Here is an 18,733-nt window from a genome sequence, read left to right on the forward strand (position 1 = left end):
ACGAATGACCGGCCGCAAAGCCGGGGGAAGCCGGGCGCCTGAAGCGCCCGGCGTCATCATTCATTGCGCGATCGGAAGGCCGGTCGCAGAAGCGATCTGCTTGGCGGCATCGTCGAGAGCCGCCTTGGCATCGGGGTAGCCGCCGGCGAAGAACTTCGTCTGCGTCGCCCTGAAGATGGCTTCGGCATCGCTCTGGAAGGCGGTGCCGCGGCTCGGCACGATCTTCGGCAGCGTCGCCAGGATATCGGCCCAGACCTTCTGGCCGCCCCAATAGGGCTGTGCCTCATTGACGAAAGGATCTTTCTCGGCCGAAAGCAGCGACGGTACCAGGCCGAATTCCTTCAGCATCGTGACCTGACCCTCGTTGGTGCCGAGGGCGTAGTTGACGAATTTCCAGGCCGCTTCCTTGTTTGCGGACGTTGCCGAAATGGCGAGTGAAGAACCGCCGAGATTGGCGGCATGCGGCCCATCGGCTGTCAGGCTCGGCATTCTGTAGACGCCCCACTTGCCCTTGAGATCGGGTGATGTCGAGCGCACGGTGCCTTCATACCAGCCGCCATACATCTGGCTTGCGGCCTTGCCGGCGGTATTGGCCTGGATCTTTTCGTCCCAGTTGGCCGCCGTCAGCGTGCCGGCGTCCTTCATTTCCTTCACTTTTTGAAGCGAGGCGACGCAGGCCGGCTGGTTGATGGTGATATTCTGGCCGTCGGTCGAGAAATAGCCGCAGCCCTGCTCGTTGGCGATCATGCGGAACCATTCGCTGTCGCCGTTGAAATCCGCCTGCGCCATGATGACGCCGGGATTGGCAGCGGAAATCTTCTTGCCGGCGGCAATGAAATCGTCCCAGGTGCTGATCGTGCTCGGATCGACGCCGGCCTTTTCGTAGAGGTCGCGGCGGTAAAAGATGGCAACGGGGCCGGAATCCCACGGCATAGCGTAAGCGACATCGCCGACCTCAAGTTCGGTGCGCTTGAAGTCAGGGAATTTCGCCTGGATGTCGGGGGTGTAGCCGAGCTCCTTCAGGTTTGCGAAACAATCCGGGAAGCGGCTCCAGAAGATTTCAGCCTCGAAATTCTCGATGCTGACGATATCGGGCAAGCCGTCGCCGCCGGCAGCACACGCTGCGAGCGTTTTGTCGAAGACCTGGCCGTTTCCAAGGTCCTCGACGGTGATCTTGATATCGGGATATTGTTTGTTGAAGCCTGCAAGCGTGGACTTCAATGCCGATGCGGCGACATTCCAGCTCCAGATGGTGAGATTGGCCGACTGCGCGAATGCGGAGCCGGATGCGAGCAGTGCGACAGCAGTGGTCGCAGCAAGAAGTTTGAAGCGCATTGAAAATCCTCCCTTTTCAATTGCCGATCTTTCACGAACGGGCTTAAACTATCTGCAAGGGAGCGATTGTCTCCTAAAAAGGGAACATGGATTTGGCGGAAAGTAAGGTCGATACGCGTGCAATCTACCAGCCCGGCGCAAGCAGCATTGAGGGTTCGCCGACAGCGCTGCAGATGTTTCAAGCCCATCCGCCTATCATGGCCATGCCCCACTGGCACGCTCAGGTTGAGGTCAACTATGTGATGCGCGGCACCGTGCATTACCTCATGAACGACCACGAATTCCGGCTGAACGCTGGTGAGATGTGCCTCTTCTGGGGAGGCCAGCCGCATCAGATGGATGAATCCTCGGATGATTCGCTCTATGCCGGTGCGCACCTGCCGCTCGTCTATTTCTTCCGGCTGCGGCTGCCGATCAACATCTCAAGCCGGCTGATGACGGGCGAGACGCTGCTGACCTCGGCAACGGATGCCGCCGACAACGAGAATTTCACCCGCTGGGTCCGATATGTGAACTCGGGTGATCCCGCCAAGGCCCAGCATGCCGTCGACGAGTTGCTGCTGCGCATCGAGCGCATCGCGCTCGAACCCTATTCGATGACGACGTCGAAGACGGCCGTCAGTCTCGAAAGCGATCAGCCGCAGCCGCATTCGTCGCGGAGCGTCGCGCGCATGTGCGATTTCATCGCCGCCAACTTCCTGCAGGATATCGATTCGGTCGATATCGCTCGCGCCGCCGACCTGCATCCGAAATATGCGATGAACCTGTTCAAGCGATCGACCGGCATGACGCTCAGCAAATATGTGACACTGCTGCGGCTCTCGCGTGCTCAGGCGATGCTGATGAGCGAAGGCGCCAACGTGCTGCAGGTGGCGATGGACAGCGGCTTCGGCTCGATCAGCGCCTTCAACAAGTCCTTCCGCCACATCGCCGGCATGTCGCCGTCGGATTTTCGCCGCGATATCAGGCTGGTGACGACCATCCCCGCCGGCGCTTTCCGGAACTAGCGCGAAGGCCGTTCGCAGATCGGCATTCTGATTTCTCTCTGCTCTCCTGGCTTTTGACGGAGCATAGGAGATCAGCGCCCAAGCTGATGGCATGAGGCGCACATTTTCTGTGCAAGTGCATGCACTGTGCGACTTCCCAAGGAATGAGACTGACTGTCCGCTCAATAAAATCAATGCTTTGTCATTTGGCACGCCTTTTGCTGCGATAGTTGCAGAGTTGGTGGCTAGGGTTCCGACGTCGCGAGGCGTGACTGGTCCGAGAGCTGCCGCCGGTGGGGAGACATCCCGCTGGATGCACGGCGGGACAAAAGCCCGGGAGACCTCGTAAGCCAAGGGATTGGCGGCGCGATGGTCTTTGCCGATCCCTTTTTGAGAAAAGCAAAAGGGGAATTTCAAATGCAGACTTTTTCGAAGCTTCTTTCCATCACCGCCTTGACTGCCTCCCTGATGCTGGGCTTGGGCACCTGGGCCGATGCAGCGCAGAGGACCGATTTCAAGGTCGCCTGGTCGATCTACGTCGGCTGGATGCCCTGGGGCTATGCGGCCGATCACGGCATCGTCAAGAAATGGGCCGACAAATACGGCATCAAGATCGAGGTCACCCAATTCAACGACTACGTCGAGTCGATGAACCAGTATACGGCAGGCGCGTTCGATGCCGTGACCCTCACCAATATGGACGGCCTGTCGATCCCGGCTGCCGGCGGCGTCGATACGACGGCCGTCATCGTCGGCGACTTCTCGAACGGCAATGATGCCGTCATCCTGAAGGACAAGGCGAGCCTTGCCGACATCAAGGGCCAGAACGTCAACCTCGTCGAATTCTCCGTCTCGCACTACCTGCTGGCCCGCGCGCTCGAAGGCATCAAGATGACTGAGCGCGATGTGAAGGTTGTGAACACCTCCGATGCCGATATGGTCGCCGCCTATAAGACGGCTGACGTGACCGCCGTCGTCACCTGGAACCCGCTGGTCTCGACCATTCTCGAAGATCCCACGGCCAAGAAAGTCTTCGACAGCTCGCAGGTGCCGGGCGAGATCATCGACCTGATGGTCGCCAATACGGGCGTGCTGAAGGACAATCCGAATTTCGGCAAGGCACTTGCCGGCATCTGGTATGAGACCGCAGCACTCCTGACGGCCGACAGCGCCGACGGCAAGGCTGCGCGGGAGGCAATGGGCTCGGCATCGGGCACGGATCTCAAGGGCTTCGAAGCCCAGCTTGCCGCCACCAAGCTGTTCGCCAAGCCGGCCGATGCCGTCGCATTTACTGCGTCGGGCAGCCTGCCGAAGACGATGGATCTCGTCCGCAACTTCCTGTTCGAAAAGGGTCTGCTCGGCAATGGCGCGCCGTCCGCTGATGTGATCGGCATCGAAATGCCGGACGGCAAAATTCTCGGCGACAGCGGCAACGTCAAGCTGCGCTTCACCGAGAGCTATATGAAGGCTGCCGCCGACGCTTCGCTCTGAGCGATGTTTAAGCAGCGGCGCGGCTTGCCCGCGCCGCCATCCTTTATAAGCGGAGCTTCCCTATGCGCTGGATCAATACGAGGCCGAGCCGGGGCGCGCAGCTTGCCCTGACGCTGCTGCCCTTCGTGCTGCTGATCGTTGCCTACACTTTCGGCTCGGCGGCGCGGCTGGCGGAAAACGCCAACGATAAGCTACTGCCCGGTTTTGCCGGTTTTGCCGATGCGATTGATCGCCTGGTCTTCGTCGCCGATCCGCGCACCGGCGAATATCTGCTCTGGTCCGACACTGGGGCGAGCTTGGTGCGCCTGTTTGCCGGCCTCGGCATCTCCACGATCACCGCGCTTGTCATCGGCATGCTGATCGGCATGTTGCCTTATATGAGGGCGCTGCTCTCGCCTTTCGTCGCTGTTATTTCCATGGTGCCGCCGCTGGCGCTGCTGCCGATCCTCTTCATCGCCATGGGACTTGGCGAAGCCTCCAAGATCACGCTCATCGTCATCGGCGTCGCACCGACAATGATCCGCGACCTCGCGTTGAAGGCGCTGGAACTGCCACGCGAACAGATCGTCAAGGCTGAAACACTCGGCGGCTCGTCCTGGCAGATCGGCCTTCGCGTCGTGCTCCCGCAGGTGCTGCCCCGACTGATCACCTGCCTCAGACTTCAGCTCGGCCCCGCCTGGCTGTTCCTGATCGCCGCCGAAGCGATCTCGTCGGATTCCGGTCTCGGCTACCGCATCTTCCTCGTCCGCCGCTATCTCTCGATGGATATCATCTTTCCCTATGTCGTCTGGATCACGCTGCTCGCCGTGGTCATGAACTACATCCTCGATCGCATCCGCATCGCCGTCTTCCCCTGGTCTGAGCTGGAGAAGCAGGCATGAGCGAATTGGTGATCGAAAAGGTCTGGAAGGAATATGGCAACCAGATCGTGCTCGAACAGGTGTCGCTGACGGTCGCCTCGCGGGCCTTCGTCGCCCTTGTGGGCCCGTCCGGCTGTGGCAAGACGACCTTCCTGCGCATGCTGCTCGGCCAGGAGCGGCCGACGCGGGGCACGATCCTGCTTGACGGCGAACCCCTGCCGGCCGAGCCGGGACCGGATCGTGGCGTCGTCTTCCAGCGCTATTCCGTTTTCCCGCACCTGACCGTGCTCGGCAATGTGCTGCTCGGGCGGGAATTCTCCGCCTCCCGCTACAAGGCGAAGCTTTTCGGCGCCGCTCGTCGCAGCGCGGTCGACGAGGCTCGGCGGCTGATTGCCGAAGTCGGCCTTTCCGGCGCCGAGGACAAATATCCGGCGCAACTATCCGGCGGCATGCAGCAGCGCCTGGCGCTGGCGCAGGCCCTGATCATGAAGCCGAAGGTGCTGTTGCTCGACGAACCCTTCGGTGCGCTCGATCCCGGCATTCGCGCCGAAATCCATACCTTGATGAAGCGGCTCTGGCACGAAACGCAGATGACCGTCGTCATGGTGACGCACGACATGCGCGAGGCCTTCACGCTGGCGACGCGCGTCGTCGCCTTCGAGCGGCGGCGTGACCGCCCGGAAGAGAAGGAGCGCTACGGCGCGACCATTACCAAGGACATTTCGATCTGGCCGCCGAGGCTTGCCGGCGCGCCCTCCGTCTTCAGCCCCGACCGGGACGGCCCGGTCATTTCTCTGGGCCTTCGCCGGGACGACCCGGCTTCCAGTCCGTCAGGAGAAAAACCATGATGCATGTCAGGCGTTCGCCCGAAGAAATCGCCGCCAACCGGCAGCGTTACGAGGAACATCAGAAGAAGGGGTTGGAATTCGCCCCGAAGGCCCTGCCGGCGCCGAGCCCCCTGCCCGCGCCCGCCATCGATGCGGCCGCGATCATCCACCAGGAAACCATCCCCGGCGGCTGGTACTGGTCGACCGCGCTGAAGTGCGGCGAGGCGCTCCGTATCGATCAGGGCGAAGGCGGATCGACCGTGGCGCTTGTCGCCTGGAACGCTGCCGACACCAGCGAAAGGCTCAATCTTGTCGATACGGTCAAGGTGCAGTGGACGACTGCTCTCGGCAAGGGCCGCGTTATCTTCTCGGATATGGGTCGGGTGATGTTTTCGCTGATCGAGGATAGTTCCGGTGCCCATGACTGCCTGATGGGCGGCTCGACGGCGGCTTCGAACGCCGCAAAATATCCCGGCGCCAAGACCCGCAACACCCGCGACAATCTCGTGCTCGTTGCCGGCAAGCTCGGTCTTGCCAGGCGCGACATTCCTGCGATTCTCAATCTCTTCGCTCCTGTCCGCGTCGACGATGACGGTGGCTTCCACTGGCGCGGCAAGCTCTCCAACAGCGGCGATTATGCCGAGCTGCGCGCCGAGATGGACATGATCGTCGGCTTCTCGAATTGCCCGCATCCCCTCGATCCCGACCCGGTCTATGCGCCGAAGCCTGTCATCGTCACGCGCTTTCGCGCATCCGTGCCCGCAGTCGACGATCTCGCACGCACGGCGACCGCCGAAGCCCTTCGAGGCTTCGAGAACAACGCCGCGATGCTGGCCTGAGGAGAGACGATGATGAACGATTTCATCAAGACTTCAGCTTCGCGCAGCCTCGAAAATGCCGTTCAGGATCATTTCATTCCGGCCGAAGCGCCATGGTCTGGCATCGTCCGCAAGGGCCAGACGATCCGCATCGAAGACAGCTATGGCCAGCAGGCGATCGACACGCTGTTCTATCGCGCCGATGATTTTGCCGAGCGTTATTCCAACCAGGATACGATGCGGGCACAAGGTGGCGCCTATATCGGCACCGGCACGAAGATTATCTCGAACGAAGGCAACGTCATGCTTGTCATGACAGCCGACAGCTGTGGCCGGCACGATACCTCAGCCGGCGCCTGCTCCTGCGAGAGCAACACCGTGCGCTTCGGTCACGGCACGAAATACCTGCATGCCTGCCGCGACAATTTCGTCCTTGAGGTGACCAGGCACGGCATGAGCAAGCGCGACATCGTGCCGAACATCAACTTCTTCATGAACGTGCCGATCAAGCCGAATGGCGAGATGACCATCGTCGACGGCATTTCTGCGCCTGGGGACTATGTCGAGCTGGTGGCTTACATGGATGTGCTCTGCGTTATCTCCAATTGCCCGCAGATCAACAATCCCTGCAACGGTTTCGATCCGACGCCGATCCGGGTGCTGATCTGGGACGGCGAGGACTGATTGATGTTCACCAAGGTCCTCATCGCCAATCGCGGCGAAATCGCCGTCCGGGTTATCCGGACATTGAGGCGGATGGGCATCGCTTCGGTTGCCGTCTATTCCGATGCCGATCGGTTTTCCAAGCCGGCGCTGACTGCCGATGAGGCCGTGCGCCTCGGCCCGGCGCCTGCCGCTGAGAGCTATCTCAATGTCGATGCCGTCATCGCCGCCTGCAAGGTGACGGGGGCTGAGGCCGTGCATCCAGGCTACGGCTTCCTCTCGGAGAATATCGGCTTTGCCGAGCGGCTCGCCGCCGAAGGCATCGCTTTCATCGGCCCGCGACCGGAGCATCTGTCGGCCTTCGGCCTGAAGCACACGGCGCGCGAACTGGCGAAAGCGAGCGGCGTGCCGCTGCTGCCCGGCACCGATCTCTTGCAGAACGTCGAAGAAGCGCTGTCGGCCGCAGAGACCGTCGGCTATCCCGTCATGCTGAAAAGCACGGCCGGCGGCGGCGGCATCGGCATGCAGCTCTGCGCCGATGCGGCAGGTCTCGAAGCCGCCTTCGAAAGCGTGCAGCGAACCGCACGAGCCAGCTTCGGCGATGCGCGTGTCTATATCGAGCGTTTCGTTGCGGAAGCGCGCCATGTCGAGGTGCAGATCTTCGGTGACGGCAAGGGCAGAGTGATCGCGCTCGGCGAGCGCGACTGTTCATTGCAGCGGCGAAACCAGAAGGTGGTCGAGGAGACCCCTGCCCCCGGCCTTTCCTCGGAAATACGGGTGCGGCTGCACAAGGCGGCGGTCGATCTGGGACGCTCGGTTTCCTATGAATCGGCCGGCACCGTCGAATTCATCTATGATCCCCTGCGCGAGGAATTTTATTTCCTCGAGGTCAATACCCGCCTGCAGGTCGAGCATCCCGTCACGGAAGCCGTCTTCGGCATCGATCTCGTCGAATGGATGATCCGGCAGGCGGCGGGCGAGGACGTACTCTCGGGTGCGGGAGCCCTGAAGCCGAAGGGTGCTGCGATCGAGATGCGGATCTATGCCGAGATGCCGCATGCCGATTTCCGCCCGAGTGCCGGCCTGTTGACCGAGGTCGTTTTCCCCAATGATGCCCGCGTCGACGGCTGGATCGAGACGGGAACCGAGGTGACGCCCTTCTATGACCCGATGCTTGCCAAGTTGATCGTGGCGGCGGAAGACCGGCCGGCGGCGATCGAGAAGCTGAAGGCAGCGTTTGCGGCGACATCGATTTCAGGCATCGAGACCAATCTCGACTATCTCAGGACCATCGCCGCGTCCGAACTTCTTGCCGGCGCCAAGGTCGCGACAACGGCGCTGCGCGACTTCGCCTTCGTTCCCGATGTCGTCGAGGTACTCGCTCCGGGTGCGCAATCGAGCATTCAGGAACTGCCGGGCCGGCTCGGCCTCTGGCATGTCGGCGTGCCGCCGAGCGGACCGATGGATGAGCGCTCCTTCCGCCATGCCAACCGGTTGGTCGGCAATACCGATGTGACGGCCGCACTGGAACTGACCGTTTCCGGCCCGACACTGCGGTTTTATGCCGATCAGACGATCGCGCTTGCGGGCGCCCGGATGTCAATGACATGCGATGGCGTAAAACTGCCGCACGGCGAACTAGTCACGATCCAGGCCGGCCAGGTTCTGTCGATCGGCACGATCGAAGGACCGGGGCAGCGCGCTTATCTCGCCGTCGCCGGCGGTTTTGCAGCACCCGTCGTGCTTGGCTCGCGCGCGACATTCGGCCTCGGCCAGTTTGGCGGCAACGCCACCGGCACACTGAAGATGGGGCATGTGCTGCATTTTGCCCGGCAGGCGCCAGCCGAACCGGCTAACCCAGCTGTCGAGCCCGCCGCCTTGACGCGCGAATGGGATGTCGGCGTGGTCTACGGCCCGCATGGGGCGCCTGACTTCTTCGAGGACAGCGATATCGAGACGCTGTTTTCGACGGCCTACGAGGTGCATTTCAACAGCGCCCGCACCGGTGTTCGCCTCATCGGCCCGGCCCCGCAATGGGCGCGTAGGGATGGCGGCGAGGCCGGGCTGCACCCCTCCAACCTGCATGACAATGCCTATGCGATCGGGGCGATCGATTTCACCGGCGACATGCCCATTATCCTCGGTCCGGATGGTCCGAGCCTTGGCGGCTTCGTCTGTCCGGCTGTGATCGCGCGTGAGGAGCAGTGGAAGATGGGCCAGTTCAAGCCCGGCGACCGCATCCGTTTCCATGCCGTGGCGCGTCCGGAAGACCCGATTGCCGGTCCGGCGGTGCGGCGGGCCGCAGAAGAGACGGGTTCGCCGATCGTCGGCGTCGGCGAAGACGGTCCGGTTTCCGTCGTCTATCGCCGCCAGGGCGACGACAATCTGCTCGTCGAATATGGCCCGATGACGCTCGATATCGCGCTGCGGCTGCGGGTGCACCTGCTGATGCAGGCAGTCATCGAGGCCCGCCTGTCCGGCGTCATCGACCTCACCCCCGGCATCCGCTCGCTGCAGATCCACTATGACGGCACGCAGCTGACGCGCCGTCGCCTGCTCGGCCTGCTCTCCGAGATCGAGGCGACGCTTCCCCCTGCACAGGAGGTCAAGGTGCCAAGCCGCATCGTGCATCTGCCGCTCTCCTGGAATGATCCGGATGCGGAGCTTGCGATGCGCAAGTATCAGGAACTCGTGCGCCCGAACGCGCCTTGGTGCCCGTCGAATATCGAGTTCATCCGCCGCATCAACGGTCTTCCCGACGAACAGGCCGTCCGCGATATCGTCTTTAATGCGAGCTATCTCGTACTCGGTCTCGGCGACGTCTATCTCGGAGCGCCGGTTGCGACCCCGACCGATCCGCGCCATCGCCTCGTGACGACGAAATACAATCCCGCCCGCACCTGGACGCCTGAGAACGCCGTCGGCATCGGCGGCGCCTATATGTGCATTTACGGCATGGAGGGACCGGGCGGCTATCAGCTCTTCGGCCGCACCATCCAGGTCTGGAACACATGGCGGGAGACGCCGGCTTTTGCCAGAGGAAAACCCTGGCTTCTCAACTTCTTCGACCAGATCCGTTTCTTCCCGGTCAGCAATCAGGAGCTGACGGAGGCGCGTGCCGCCTTCCCGCATGGCGGCTATCCGGTCAGGATCGAGGAGACGGAATTCTCCTATGCCGCCTATGAGAAAGAATTGCAGGCGAACGCGGCATCGATCGGCCGCTTCAAGGCAACCCAGCAGGCCGCCTTCGATGCCGAGCGCCAGCGCTGGAAGGAAGAGGGGCTCGACAGCTTCGTCACCGATGAAGGTACGGGTGCAAGCCCGGATGGGGATATTCCCGACGGCTGCTTCGGGGTTGCCAGCGCCGTGCCCGGCAATATCTGGAAATTGCTGGTCGAGCCGGGCGCCCCGGTTGCGGCCGGCGATACACTTGCCATCATCGAATCGATGAAAATGGAAATCAACGTCACCGCCCATGCGGCAGGCCGCGTCCGCGACCTGCGCGCTGGGCCGGGAAGAAACGTCAAAGCCGGCGATATCATCGTCGTCCTGGAGGAATGCTGACATGCTGCCGACCATTCTCGATCTCTCAAGCCTTCGCGCCGCCTATCAATCTGGCCTGACGCCGCTCGACGCCATCGAAGAGGTGATTGTCCGTCGCGCCGCCTCTAGAGATGCGGCAATTTTCATTACGCCGGTGCCCGACGAAGAACTGCGCGCTGCCGCGAAAGACTTGATGGCACGCGCGCCTGAGGCAAACAGCCTGCCGCTCTGGGGCGTACCCTTCGCGGTGAAGGACAATATCGACGCCGCAGGCCTGCCGACGACCGCCGCCTGCCCCGCCTATGCGTATCGGCCGAAGGCGGACTCCACCGTTGTCGCGCGGCTGAGAGCAGCCGGCGCCATCGTCATCGGCAAGACCAATCTCGATCAGTTCGCGACCGGCCTCAACGGCACGCGCTCGCCCTATGGCGCGCCGCGCTCGGTCTTCGATGCGGCCTATATCTCGGGCGGCTCAAGTTCCGGATCGGCGGTCACGGTGGCCTCCGGCCTTGCCGTCTTCGCGCTCGGCACGGATACGGCGGGCTCCGGCCGCGTGCCGGCCGCCTTCAACAATCTGGTCGGCATCAAGCCGACGCCGGGTCTCCTGCCGAATACCGGCGCTGTCCCTGCCTGCAAGAGCGTCGACTGCATCACGATCTTTGCCGCGACCGTCGGCGACGGCGTCGCGATCCGCAAGGTCGCCGAAGGCTTCGATGCCGCCGATCCCTTCTCGCGCCGCGCCAAGCCGGCGAACTTGCCGGTATCGGGCCTGCGCATCGGCGTCCTGGCAGGCGCCGAGCGGGAATTCTTCGGCGACACGGAAGTGGAGGCGCTCTACGACCAGGCAATCGAGCGCGCAAAGGCGCTCGGGGCAACCATCGTTCCCTTCGACTACACCCCATTCCGCGAGGCTGCCGCTCTGCTCTACGACGGGCCGTGGGTCGCCGAGCGACTGGCCGCGGTCGAGGATTTCCTCGCCACCAACGCCGCCGATTTCGATCCGACCGTCAGAGGAATCATCGAAGGCGCCAAAGGCAAGACCGCGGTCGAGGCCTTCGACGGCCGCTACCGGCTGGAGGAGCTGCGCCGCAAGACCGAAGCCGAATGGGAAAAGGCGGATGTGCTTCTTCTGCCGACCGCACCAACCACCTACACCGTCGCCGATATGCTCGCCAATCCCGTCGTGCTCAACGGCCGCCTCGGCCGTTACACCAATTTCGTCAACCTGCTTGATTGCGCCGCGATTGCCGTTCCGGCCGGGTTCGGCAAAGGCGGCTTGCCGGGCGGCGTCACCGTCATCGCACCCGCCTTCACCGATGACGCGCTGGCGCCGCTTGCCGATGCGCTGCATCGCGCCGCAAGCTCCGGCATGGGCATCGACCGGCGGGCTGTTATCCCCGAGACGAGCCGTGTTGCGCCTGGCGATGACGGTTTCGTCGAAATCGCAGTCGTTGGCGCGCATCTGACCGGCATGCCGCTCAATCATGAGCTGACCGGCGCTGGTGCCCGCCTAGTCAAGACCTGCAACACATCAGGCGAATACCGTCTCTTCGTGCTGCCGGACACCGTGCCGCCAAAGCCCGGTCTTGTCCGTGAGCCGGGCTACAAGGGCCGCGGGCTGGAGGTCGAGGTCTGGGCGCTGCCCGCCGATGCTTTCGGCCGCTTCGTCCAGAAGATCCCGGCGCCGCTCGGCATCGGAAAAGTGGCGCTCGATGACGGCACGAGCGTTTCCGGTTTTCTCTGTGAGGTCCATGCGGTGAAAGATGCCGAGGAAATCACGGCGCTTGGCGGCTGGCGCAACTATATCAGCGCCAAGCGGGCAAGCTGAAGGGAGCTGTCGATGACAGCAAAGCTCATCCGGCGCCTGATCAATCTGCTGCGGGACGGTCTGACCGCCCGCGGCGAAGCGATCGGCAGGACCTGCGTCAACCCTGGCGGCTCTGAGAGCGTTCGGCAAGCTCGACGATGATGCCGTCGGGATCGCGAACGAAGGCGATCTTGTTCAGCATCTCGGAATGGACGGCGAGCCGCGGACGCTCCTTGATCTCGACGCCCGCCTGTTCAAGTCGGGCGAAGGTCTCGTCGACATTGTCGAAATGGAAGGTAAGGTGCCGGACGCCGGCCGTATCTTCAGGCACGTCGACCGCCCTCGATGCACCGCCGAGTGGGGCGAATACCTCCAGCATGCCGCCGCCTGCATCGAGGAACGCCACCTGCATGCCATTCGCCATCGTCTTGCGCAGCACGAGGCTGAGACCAAGCAGGCCGCAGTAAAAATCGATGGCGCGGTCCATGTCGCCGACCGTCATGCCGACATGCTCGAAGGATTTCAGCATAGGAGGGCCCTCCCCTGCTCAGACGCTGCGTTCCTCTTCGGGGAGCCAGGAGCGGTAGAGCGGATGATCGGCGGCGATCGGCATCGACGTCGGCCGGCCGGTGCGCTGCGAGAAATAGGCTGCGGTTACCAGCTCCAGCGAATTGCGGGCATCCTGCAAAGTCACCGGTGGTTCCTTGTCCTCAACGATCGCCTTGTGGAAGAGTTCGAACTGACGGGTGTAGCCATCCTCGCCGGGCACGTAGGTGGCGAGCGCCTCGTCGATCCGCGCCCGATGTTCCTCTGTCCCCGCGACGAACGTCCACGGATCGCGTCCCATCGTATAGGGTTCGATGATACTTTCGGCGACGAGATCGTTGAAGCAGAAGCGCAGTCGCGAGATCTCCTTGCGTGACCCGAGCGTCATCGACAGCGTCGCCAGCGAGCCGTTCTGCATCTTCACCGAAAGGGCGGCCGTATCTTCGACCTGGATCGGATTGACCAGCGTGGCGCCATAGGAAAACACCTCGGCGCAGGGGCCATGCACATAATTCAGCATGTCATGGGCGTGGATGGCATGGCCGAGAAGGCCGCCGCCGAGCTCGGTTGCCCACTTGCCGCGCCACGGAACGGCATAATAATCCGGGCCGCGCCACCAATGGGTCTCGATCGTCGTCAGGAACGGCTTGCCGGCGAGGCCGCGCTCGATCAGCAGCTTCAGCTTCTGCAGGCCGGAGCCGTAGCGATACTGGAAGATCGGCATCAGCTTCCTGCCGGGGAAGCGCGCAAGGATGCGTTCCATCTCGTCGACCTCGGCGATCGAGCCGAAGAGCGGCTTCTCGCAGATCACGTGCTTGCCGGATTCGATACCCTTGCGGCAGAGTTCGAAATGCGAGCTCGGCGGCGTTGAAATGTCGATAATGTCGAGGTCGTCGCGAGCAAACAGCGAATCGGCATCCTGCGTGTATTCGACGATCCCGAATTCCTCGCACAGCGCCTTGCCGCGCTCCTCGTCGAGCGAGCAGAGGACCGGAACCTCGAAGAGCTCCTTGTTCCAGCCGAAGCCGGTCAGATGCCGCGCAGCGATGCCTGCGCCGATGACCCCGACGCGCAATTTCCTGGTCATGATATCCTCCTCAGCGAGCGCCGATGCGCGCGGCTTTCGCCTGGGCTTCGAGCGAAAGGCGGCAGACTTCGAACACGTGCTCGTGCGTCATCGCCGTCTGGGTGCGATTGCCGACGTCGGCAGTGAAAGCATCGAAATAGTCGAGTTTTTCACCACTGCAGTCGATGTGGGTCATTTCCTTGCCGTTGACGAGGAAGAGGTGATCCTTGCCCGGCCGGCCGGCGATATCGATATATTTGCGCAGCTCGATATAGCCTTCGGTGCCAAGGATGGTGAGGCGTCCGTCGCCCCAGGTCGGTAGCGCCTCCGGTGTGAACCAGTCGACACGGACATAGCCCGCTGCCCTATCGGAGCGCAGCAGCACCTCGCCGAAATCCTGGAAGGCGGGCTTGTCGGGCATGCCGAAATTGCCGATCGAGCTGGCGATGACCTCGCCCGACGTCGAGCCGGTGTAGAACAGGAACTGGTCGACCTGGTGGGAAGCGATATCGACGATAATGCCGCCGAAGGCTTCCGGATCGAAGAACCAGTCCGGCCGGGTCGGCAACTGCAGCCGGTGCGGACCGACGCCGAGCGTCTGGATCACCTTGCCGATCGCGCCCTCGGCGACGAGTTTGCCGGCCTTGACGGCAGAGCGCACACAATGGCGCTCGGAAAAGCAGATGGAGAAGATCTTGCCGGTCTCGGCAACGGTCTTCTTGACTTCCTCAAGCTGGGCGAAGGTTGTCACGCCAGGCTTGTCGGTCATCACGTCCTTGCCCGCCTTCATCGCGCGGATGGCAAGACCGGCGCGGTCGCGCGGGATTGCGGCAATGCAGATAACGTCGATCGACGGATCGGCAAACAGCTTCTCCCGGTCGATCTGCGGCACATCGGGATAAGTCTTCTCGAAGGCCTCGCGCAACGCCGGCACCGAGGTCTGAGGGCAATAGCCGACAAACTCGCCGCCTGAGGCGAGCAATCCCTTCACGTGATCGAACGTATGCCCATGGTCGATTCCGACGACGGCAAATCTCAACATCGCTGCAATATCCTCCCTGGATTGTCTTGGCGCCGGCCGACGCCGGCATCATCCATGTCGGCCAAAACAGATAACGAAAGTTGGCTCCTGTCAAGGCAAGGTGAGAGGTGAAATCGCTAGTGTGTGTATCTAACCATCTGTAAAACAATGATTATTATGTATCTAAATAGTTATTTACGCCTTTCGCTCACTGGAATTCCGATCGCCGACCACCCATTCGATCCGATCCGGCGAAAGTCTTTTTCCCCGACCTACCTTGCTCCATCTCCGTGAATGTGATCGATTTCGACCGCTGCCGGGCTGGAGGGCGGCAACGACCTCAAAATTTATAAAGAGCGCTCCCCCGCTCGCCTGCGACGGAAGATCACCATGTCTCATTCTCTTCTCGATGCCGCTGCTTGGGCCGGTCTTTTTGTCGGCCGTGTCTGGAACCCCGAGATTGCCGGCCCGAGCATCGTTACGCTTCGGGAGGGAATGCTCATCGATATCACGTCGCGCGAAACGCCGACGCTGAGCGTCCTGCTGGAGAGGCAGGATGCCGCCGGATTCGCCCGAGCCGCAAATGGCAAGGCGATCGGTTCGCTGGAGGAGATCGCCGCCAACAGCACAGGAGCGCCGGATGCGGCGCATCCCCACCTGCTTGCACCCGCCGACCTGCAGGCGGTCAAGGCCTGCGGCGTCACCTTCGCGCAGTCGATGATCGAGCGCGTCATCGAGGAGAAGGCAGCCGGCAATCCCGATCGCGCCGCCTCGATCCGCGAGCGCGTCAGTGCGCTGATCGGCGGTAGCCTCACCAATCTCAAGGCCGGTTCGCCCGAGGCGGCCAAGGTCAAGCAGGCCCTGATCGACGAGGGCATGTGGTCGCAATATCTCGAAGTCGGCATCGGTCCTGATGCCGAGGTCTTCACCAAGGCGCCGGTGCTCTCCTCAGTCGGGTGGGGCGCGGATGTCGGCCTGCATCCGATCTCGACCTGGAACAACCCGGAGCCGGAAGTCGTGCTCGCGGTCAACAGCCGCGGCGAGATCAAGGGCGTGACGCTCGGCAACGACGTCAATCTGCGCGACGTCGAGGGCCGCTCGGCGCTCTTGCTCGGCAAGGCCAAGGACAACAATGCTTCCTGCTCGATCGGCCCCTTCATCCGCCTGTTCGATGCCGGTTACGGCCTGGATGACGTGCGCAAGGCCGAGCTCGACCTGAAGGTCACTGGGCAGGATGGTTTCGTGCTGCATGGCAAGAGTTCGATGTCGCAGATCAGCCGTGACCCGACCGATCTCGTCAAACAGACGCTCGGCCCCCACCACCAGTATCCTGACGGTTTCATGCTGTTTCTCGGCACGCTGTTTGCGCCGACGCAGGATCGCGACGCGCCGAAACAGGGCTTTACGCACAAGATCGGCGACGTAGTCGAGATTTCTTCGGCGGGGCTCGGTACGCTCGTCAACACGGTGCGCCTCTCCACCGAATGCCCGCCCTGGACCTTCGGCATTTCGGCGCTGATGAGCAACCTCGCGAAGCGCGGGCTGCTCTAAGCAATTCCGCAAAAGTGCGCAGCGGTTTTGCGTCCGGAATTGCGCAAATGTTATGAGCTATTGGTTTCGCCGCCTGCCCTGCAGCAGGTCGAGGACGGAGTTCGCCGCTTCGAGAACGTTCGTCCCCGGCCCGAATACGGCCGCAACGCCGTGTTCGTGCAGGAATTCATAGTCCTGCCGGGGGATGACGCCGCCGCAGACGACGATGATATCGCCGCCGCCCTGCTCCTTCAGTCTGTCGATCAACTGCGGCAACAGCGTCTTGTGGCCTGCCGCAAGCGATGAAACACCGATGACATTGACTGTTTCGCCGATCGCCATCCTGGCTGCTTCGTCGGGCGTCTGGAACAGCGGTCCGGCGAGCACGTCAAAGCCGATATCGCCGAAGGCCGATGCGATCACCTTGGCGCCCCGGTCGTGTCCGTCCTGGCCGAGTTTGGCGACCATGATCTTCGGCCGATGCCCCATCGTCTCCGTCACCTCCGCCATGCGGGTTTTCAACACGGCAAGCTCCGGCTCGTTGCGATAGGCCTCGCCATAGACGTCCTTGATGACCTCAGGCGTTGCGGCGTGATCGCCAAAGGCCTGCCGCATCGCATCCGATATCTCGCCGACGGTAGCGCGTGCGCGTGCCGCCTCGACGGCAGCGGCGAGCAGATTGCCCCGCCCGCTGCGGGCGACGTCCGAAAGAGCGTGAAGCATTTCGGCCGCTTTCGCGCCATCGCGGCGACGCTTCGTTTCTTCGATCCGCCTGATCTGGGCGCCGCGTACCGCCGCATTGTCGATCGCCAGGATGTCGATCTCTTCCTCGGTCTCCAGGCGATACTTGTTGACGCCAACAATGACTTCTTCGCCCTTGTCGATCGCCGCCTGGCGGCGGGTCGCGGCCTCTTCGATCAACCGCTTCGGCAGCCCCTCATTGACGGCTTTCGTCATGCCGCCGAGCGCCTCGACCTCTTCGATCAGCGCCCAGGCCGTGTCAGCCAGTTCCTTCGTCAGGCTTTCGACGTAGTAGGAGCCGGCAAGTGGATCGACCACCTTGGTGACGCCGGTTTCATGCTGCAGAATGAGCTGGGTGTTGCGGGCGACGCGGGCTGAAAATTCCGTCGGCAGCGCAATCGCCTCGTCGAAGGAATTGGTATGCAGCGACTGCGTGCCGCCGAGCACTGCCGACATCGCCTCGAAAGCGGTGCGGATGATGTTGTTATAAGGGTCCTGTTCCTGCAGCGAGACACCCGACGTCTGGCAATGGGTGCGCAGCATCAGCGAGGAAGCCTTCTTCGGCTGGAACTCCTCCATGATGCGGGTCCAAAGCAGCCGGGCGGCGCGCAGCTTGGCCGCCTCCATGAAGAAATTCATGCCAATCGCAAAGAAGAAGGAGAGCCTTCCGGCGAAGTCATCGACATGGAGGCCCTTGGCGATCGCCGCGCGGACATATTCGCGGCCGTCCGCAAGCGTGAAGGCGAGCTCCTGCACCAGCGTCGCGCCGGCCTCCTGCATGTGATAGCCGGAGATCGAGATCGAGTTGAATTTCGGCATCTCCCTTGCGGTATATTCGATGATGTCGGCGACGATCCGCATCGAGGGTTCGGGCGGATAGATATAGGTATTGCGGACCATGAACTCCTTGAGGATGTCGTTCTGGATGGTTCCGGACAGTTCGGCCTTCGGGACACCCTGTTCCTCGCCCGCCACGATGAAGGAAGCGAGGATCGGGATGACGGCGCCGTTCATCGTCATGGAGACGGAAATCTTCTCCAGCGGAATGCCGTCGAACAGGATCTTCATGTCCTCGACACTGTCGATTGCCACACCGGCCTTGCCTACATCACCCTCGACGCGGGGATGGTCGCTGTCATAGCCGCGGTGGGTCGCGAGATCGAAGGCTACGGAGACACCCTGCTGCCCGGCAGCAAGCGCCTTGCGGTAGAACGCATTCGACGCCTCGGCGGTGGAGAAGCCGGCGTATTGGCGGATCGTCCAGGGTCGGCCGGCATACATCGTTGCGCGCGGCCCACGGGTAAAGGGCGCAAAACCGGGAAGCGAACCAAGGTGCTCGGCGCCCTCGAGATCCTCGGCCGTATAGAGCGGCTTGACGGCAATGCCTTCCGGCGTGCGCCAGGTGAGCGTCTCGGGCGCGGCATGCAGTTCCTTCTGCGCAAGTTCCTCCCAATCCGACAGCGTCTTCTTCGTCATGCGTTTCCTCCGGCTTTTTTCAT

Annotated in this window: 14 protein-coding genes and 1 riboswitch; of the genes, 9 read left to right on the plus strand and 5 right to left on the minus strand. The window is 62.5% G+C overall.

Features of this window, described 5'->3' with window-relative positions; all coding sequences use genetic code 11:
* Positions 1-60: 60 nt before the first annotated feature.
* A complete protein-coding gene (locus EFB14_RS09150; RefSeq protein WP_125847821.1) occupies positions 61-1,335 on the minus strand; it encodes an extracellular solute-binding protein in 1,275 nt (424 codons plus the stop codon).
* An 86-nt stretch (positions 1,336-1,421) separates the two neighbouring features.
* Here EFB14_RS09150 and EFB14_RS09155 point away from each other — a divergent pair, with 86 nt between their 5' ends.
* The 8 genes from EFB14_RS09155 (at position 1,422) to atzF (ending at position 12,351) form a co-directional block, all read left to right on the plus strand.
* Positions 1,422-2,342, plus strand: a complete 921-nt coding sequence (locus EFB14_RS09155) for a helix-turn-helix domain-containing protein (protein ID WP_126824656.1) — start codon at positions 1,422-1,424, stop codon at positions 2,340-2,342.
* A gap of 213 nt (positions 2,343-2,555) precedes the next feature.
* Positions 2,556-2,663: riboswitch (guanidine-I (ykkC/yxkD leader) on the plus strand.
* Between the two features lie 75 nt (positions 2,664-2,738).
* Complete coding sequence (locus EFB14_RS09160) at positions 2,739-3,812, plus strand: putative urea ABC transporter substrate-binding protein (RefSeq protein ID WP_125847817.1); 1,074 nt, start codon at positions 2,739-2,741, stop codon at positions 3,810-3,812.
* 62 nt (positions 3,813-3,874) lie between these two features.
* Positions 3,875-4,693 carry an ABC transporter permease gene (locus EFB14_RS09165; protein ID WP_125847815.1) on the plus strand — a complete coding sequence of 273 codons (819 nt, stop codon included), beginning with the start codon at positions 3,875-3,877 and terminating at the stop codon, positions 4,691-4,693.
* Positions 4,690-5,520 (plus strand): ABC transporter ATP-binding protein, encoded by an 831-nt coding sequence (locus tag EFB14_RS09170; protein WP_125847813.1) that lies wholly within the window; start codon positions 4,690-4,692, stop codon positions 5,518-5,520. Before EFB14_RS09165 ends, EFB14_RS09170 begins: the two co-directional genes overlap by 4 nt.
* Positions 5,517-6,338 (plus strand): urea amidolyase associated protein UAAP1, encoded by an 822-nt coding sequence (locus EFB14_RS09175; protein WP_125847811.1) that lies wholly within the window; start codon positions 5,517-5,519, stop codon positions 6,336-6,338. Before EFB14_RS09170 ends, EFB14_RS09175 begins: the two co-directional genes overlap by 4 nt.
* 12 nt (positions 6,339-6,350) lie before the next feature.
* Positions 6,351-7,001, plus strand: a complete 651-nt coding sequence (locus tag EFB14_RS09180; protein WP_125848011.1) for an urea amidolyase associated protein UAAP2 — start codon at positions 6,351-6,353, stop codon at positions 6,999-7,001.
* Between the two features lie 3 nt (positions 7,002-7,004).
* Positions 7,005-10,544, plus strand: a complete 3,540-nt coding sequence (uca, locus tag EFB14_RS09185; protein WP_126824659.1) for an urea carboxylase — start codon at positions 7,005-7,007, stop codon at positions 10,542-10,544.
* A gap of 1 nt (position 10,545) precedes the next feature.
* The gene (gene atzF, locus EFB14_RS09190) at positions 10,546-12,351 is read left to right on the plus strand and encodes an allophanate hydrolase (RefSeq protein WP_126824662.1); all 1,806 of its coding nucleotides are present in this window, start codon (positions 10,546-10,548) and stop codon (positions 12,349-12,351) included.
* A 97-nt stretch (positions 12,352-12,448) separates the two neighbouring features.
* Here atzF and EFB14_RS09195 read toward each other — a convergent pair whose 3' ends face one another.
* The 3 genes from EFB14_RS09195 to EFB14_RS09205 are packed head-to-tail and all read right to left on the minus strand — an operon-like array spanning position 12,449 to position 14,984.
* On the minus strand, positions 12,449-12,859 hold the full coding sequence (locus EFB14_RS09195; protein ID WP_125847805.1) for a VOC family protein: 411 nt from the start codon (positions 12,857-12,859) through the stop codon (positions 12,449-12,451).
* A gap of 18 nt (positions 12,860-12,877) precedes the next feature.
* Positions 12,878-13,963 carry a Gfo/Idh/MocA family protein gene (locus EFB14_RS09200; RefSeq protein ID WP_125847803.1) on the minus strand — a complete coding sequence of 362 codons (1,086 nt, stop codon included), beginning with the start codon at positions 13,961-13,963 and terminating at the stop codon, positions 12,878-12,880.
* Between the two features lie 10 nt (positions 13,964-13,973).
* Positions 13,974-14,984: a Gfo/Idh/MocA family protein gene (locus EFB14_RS09205; protein WP_125847801.1), complete on the minus strand. Its 1,011-nt coding sequence runs from the start codon at positions 14,982-14,984 to the stop codon at positions 13,974-13,976.
* Between the two features lie 369 nt (positions 14,985-15,353).
* Here EFB14_RS09205 and EFB14_RS09210 point away from each other — a divergent pair, with 369 nt between their 5' ends.
* Positions 15,354-16,514, plus strand: a complete 1,161-nt coding sequence (locus tag EFB14_RS09210; RefSeq protein WP_125847799.1) for a fumarylacetoacetate hydrolase family protein — start codon at positions 15,354-15,356, stop codon at positions 16,512-16,514.
* A gap of 57 nt (positions 16,515-16,571) precedes the next feature.
* On the opposite strand, the gene scpA is transcribed toward EFB14_RS09210, so the two are convergent.
* Positions 16,572-18,710, minus strand: coding sequence for a methylmalonyl-CoA mutase (gene scpA / locus EFB14_RS09215; protein WP_126824665.1), 2,139 nt, complete (start codon positions 18,708-18,710; stop codon positions 16,572-16,574).
* Positions 18,711-18,733 lie beyond the last annotated feature (23 nt).

Source organism: Rhizobium fabae, from assembly GCF_003985135.1.
GTDB classification, from domain to species: Bacteria; Pseudomonadota; Alphaproteobacteria; order Rhizobiales; family Rhizobiaceae; genus Rhizobium; species Rhizobium pisi.

What these genes read in the sequence shown, in the direction of transcription:
- EFB14_RS09150 (WP_125847821.1), bottom strand. Translation starts at nt 1,335, where the DNA reads ATGCGCTTCAAACTTCTTGCTGCGACCACTGCTGTCGCACTGCTCGCA.
- EFB14_RS09155 (WP_126824656.1), top strand. Translation starts at nt 1,422, where the DNA reads ATGGATTTGGCGGAAAGTAAGGTCGATACGCGTGCAATCTACCAGCCC.
- EFB14_RS09160 (WP_125847817.1), top strand. Translation starts at nt 2,739, where the DNA reads ATGCAGACTTTTTCGAAGCTTCTTTCCATCACCGCCTTGACTGCCTCC.
- EFB14_RS09165 (WP_125847815.1), top strand. Translation starts at nt 3,875, where the DNA reads ATGCGCTGGATCAATACGAGGCCGAGCCGGGGCGCGCAGCTTGCCCTG.
- EFB14_RS09170 (WP_125847813.1), top strand. Translation starts at nt 4,690, where the DNA reads ATGAGCGAATTGGTGATCGAAAAGGTCTGGAAGGAATATGGCAACCAG.
- EFB14_RS09175 (WP_125847811.1), top strand. Translation starts at nt 5,517, where the DNA reads ATGATGCATGTCAGGCGTTCGCCCGAAGAAATCGCCGCCAACCGGCAG.
- EFB14_RS09180 (WP_125848011.1), top strand. Translation starts at nt 6,351, where the DNA reads ATGAACGATTTCATCAAGACTTCAGCTTCGCGCAGCCTCGAAAATGCC.
- uca (WP_126824659.1), top strand. Translation starts at nt 7,005, where the DNA reads ATGTTCACCAAGGTCCTCATCGCCAATCGCGGCGAAATCGCCGTCCGG.
- atzF (WP_126824662.1), top strand. Translation starts at nt 10,546, where the DNA reads ATGCTGCCGACCATTCTCGATCTCTCAAGCCTTCGCGCCGCCTATCAA.
- EFB14_RS09195 (WP_125847805.1), bottom strand. Translation starts at nt 12,859, where the DNA reads ATGCTGAAATCCTTCGAGCATGTCGGCATGACGGTCGGCGACATGGAC.
- EFB14_RS09200 (WP_125847803.1), bottom strand. Translation starts at nt 13,963, where the DNA reads ATGACCAGGAAATTGCGCGTCGGGGTCATCGGCGCAGGCATCGCTGCG.
- EFB14_RS09205 (WP_125847801.1), bottom strand. Translation starts at nt 14,984, where the DNA reads ATGTTGAGATTTGCCGTCGTCGGAATCGACCATGGGCATACGTTCGAT.
- EFB14_RS09210 (WP_125847799.1), top strand. Translation starts at nt 15,354, where the DNA reads ATGTCTCATTCTCTTCTCGATGCCGCTGCTTGGGCCGGTCTTTTTGTC.
- scpA (WP_126824665.1), bottom strand. Translation starts at nt 18,710, where the DNA reads ATGACGAAGAAGACGCTGTCGGATTGGGAGGAACTTGCGCAGAAGGAA.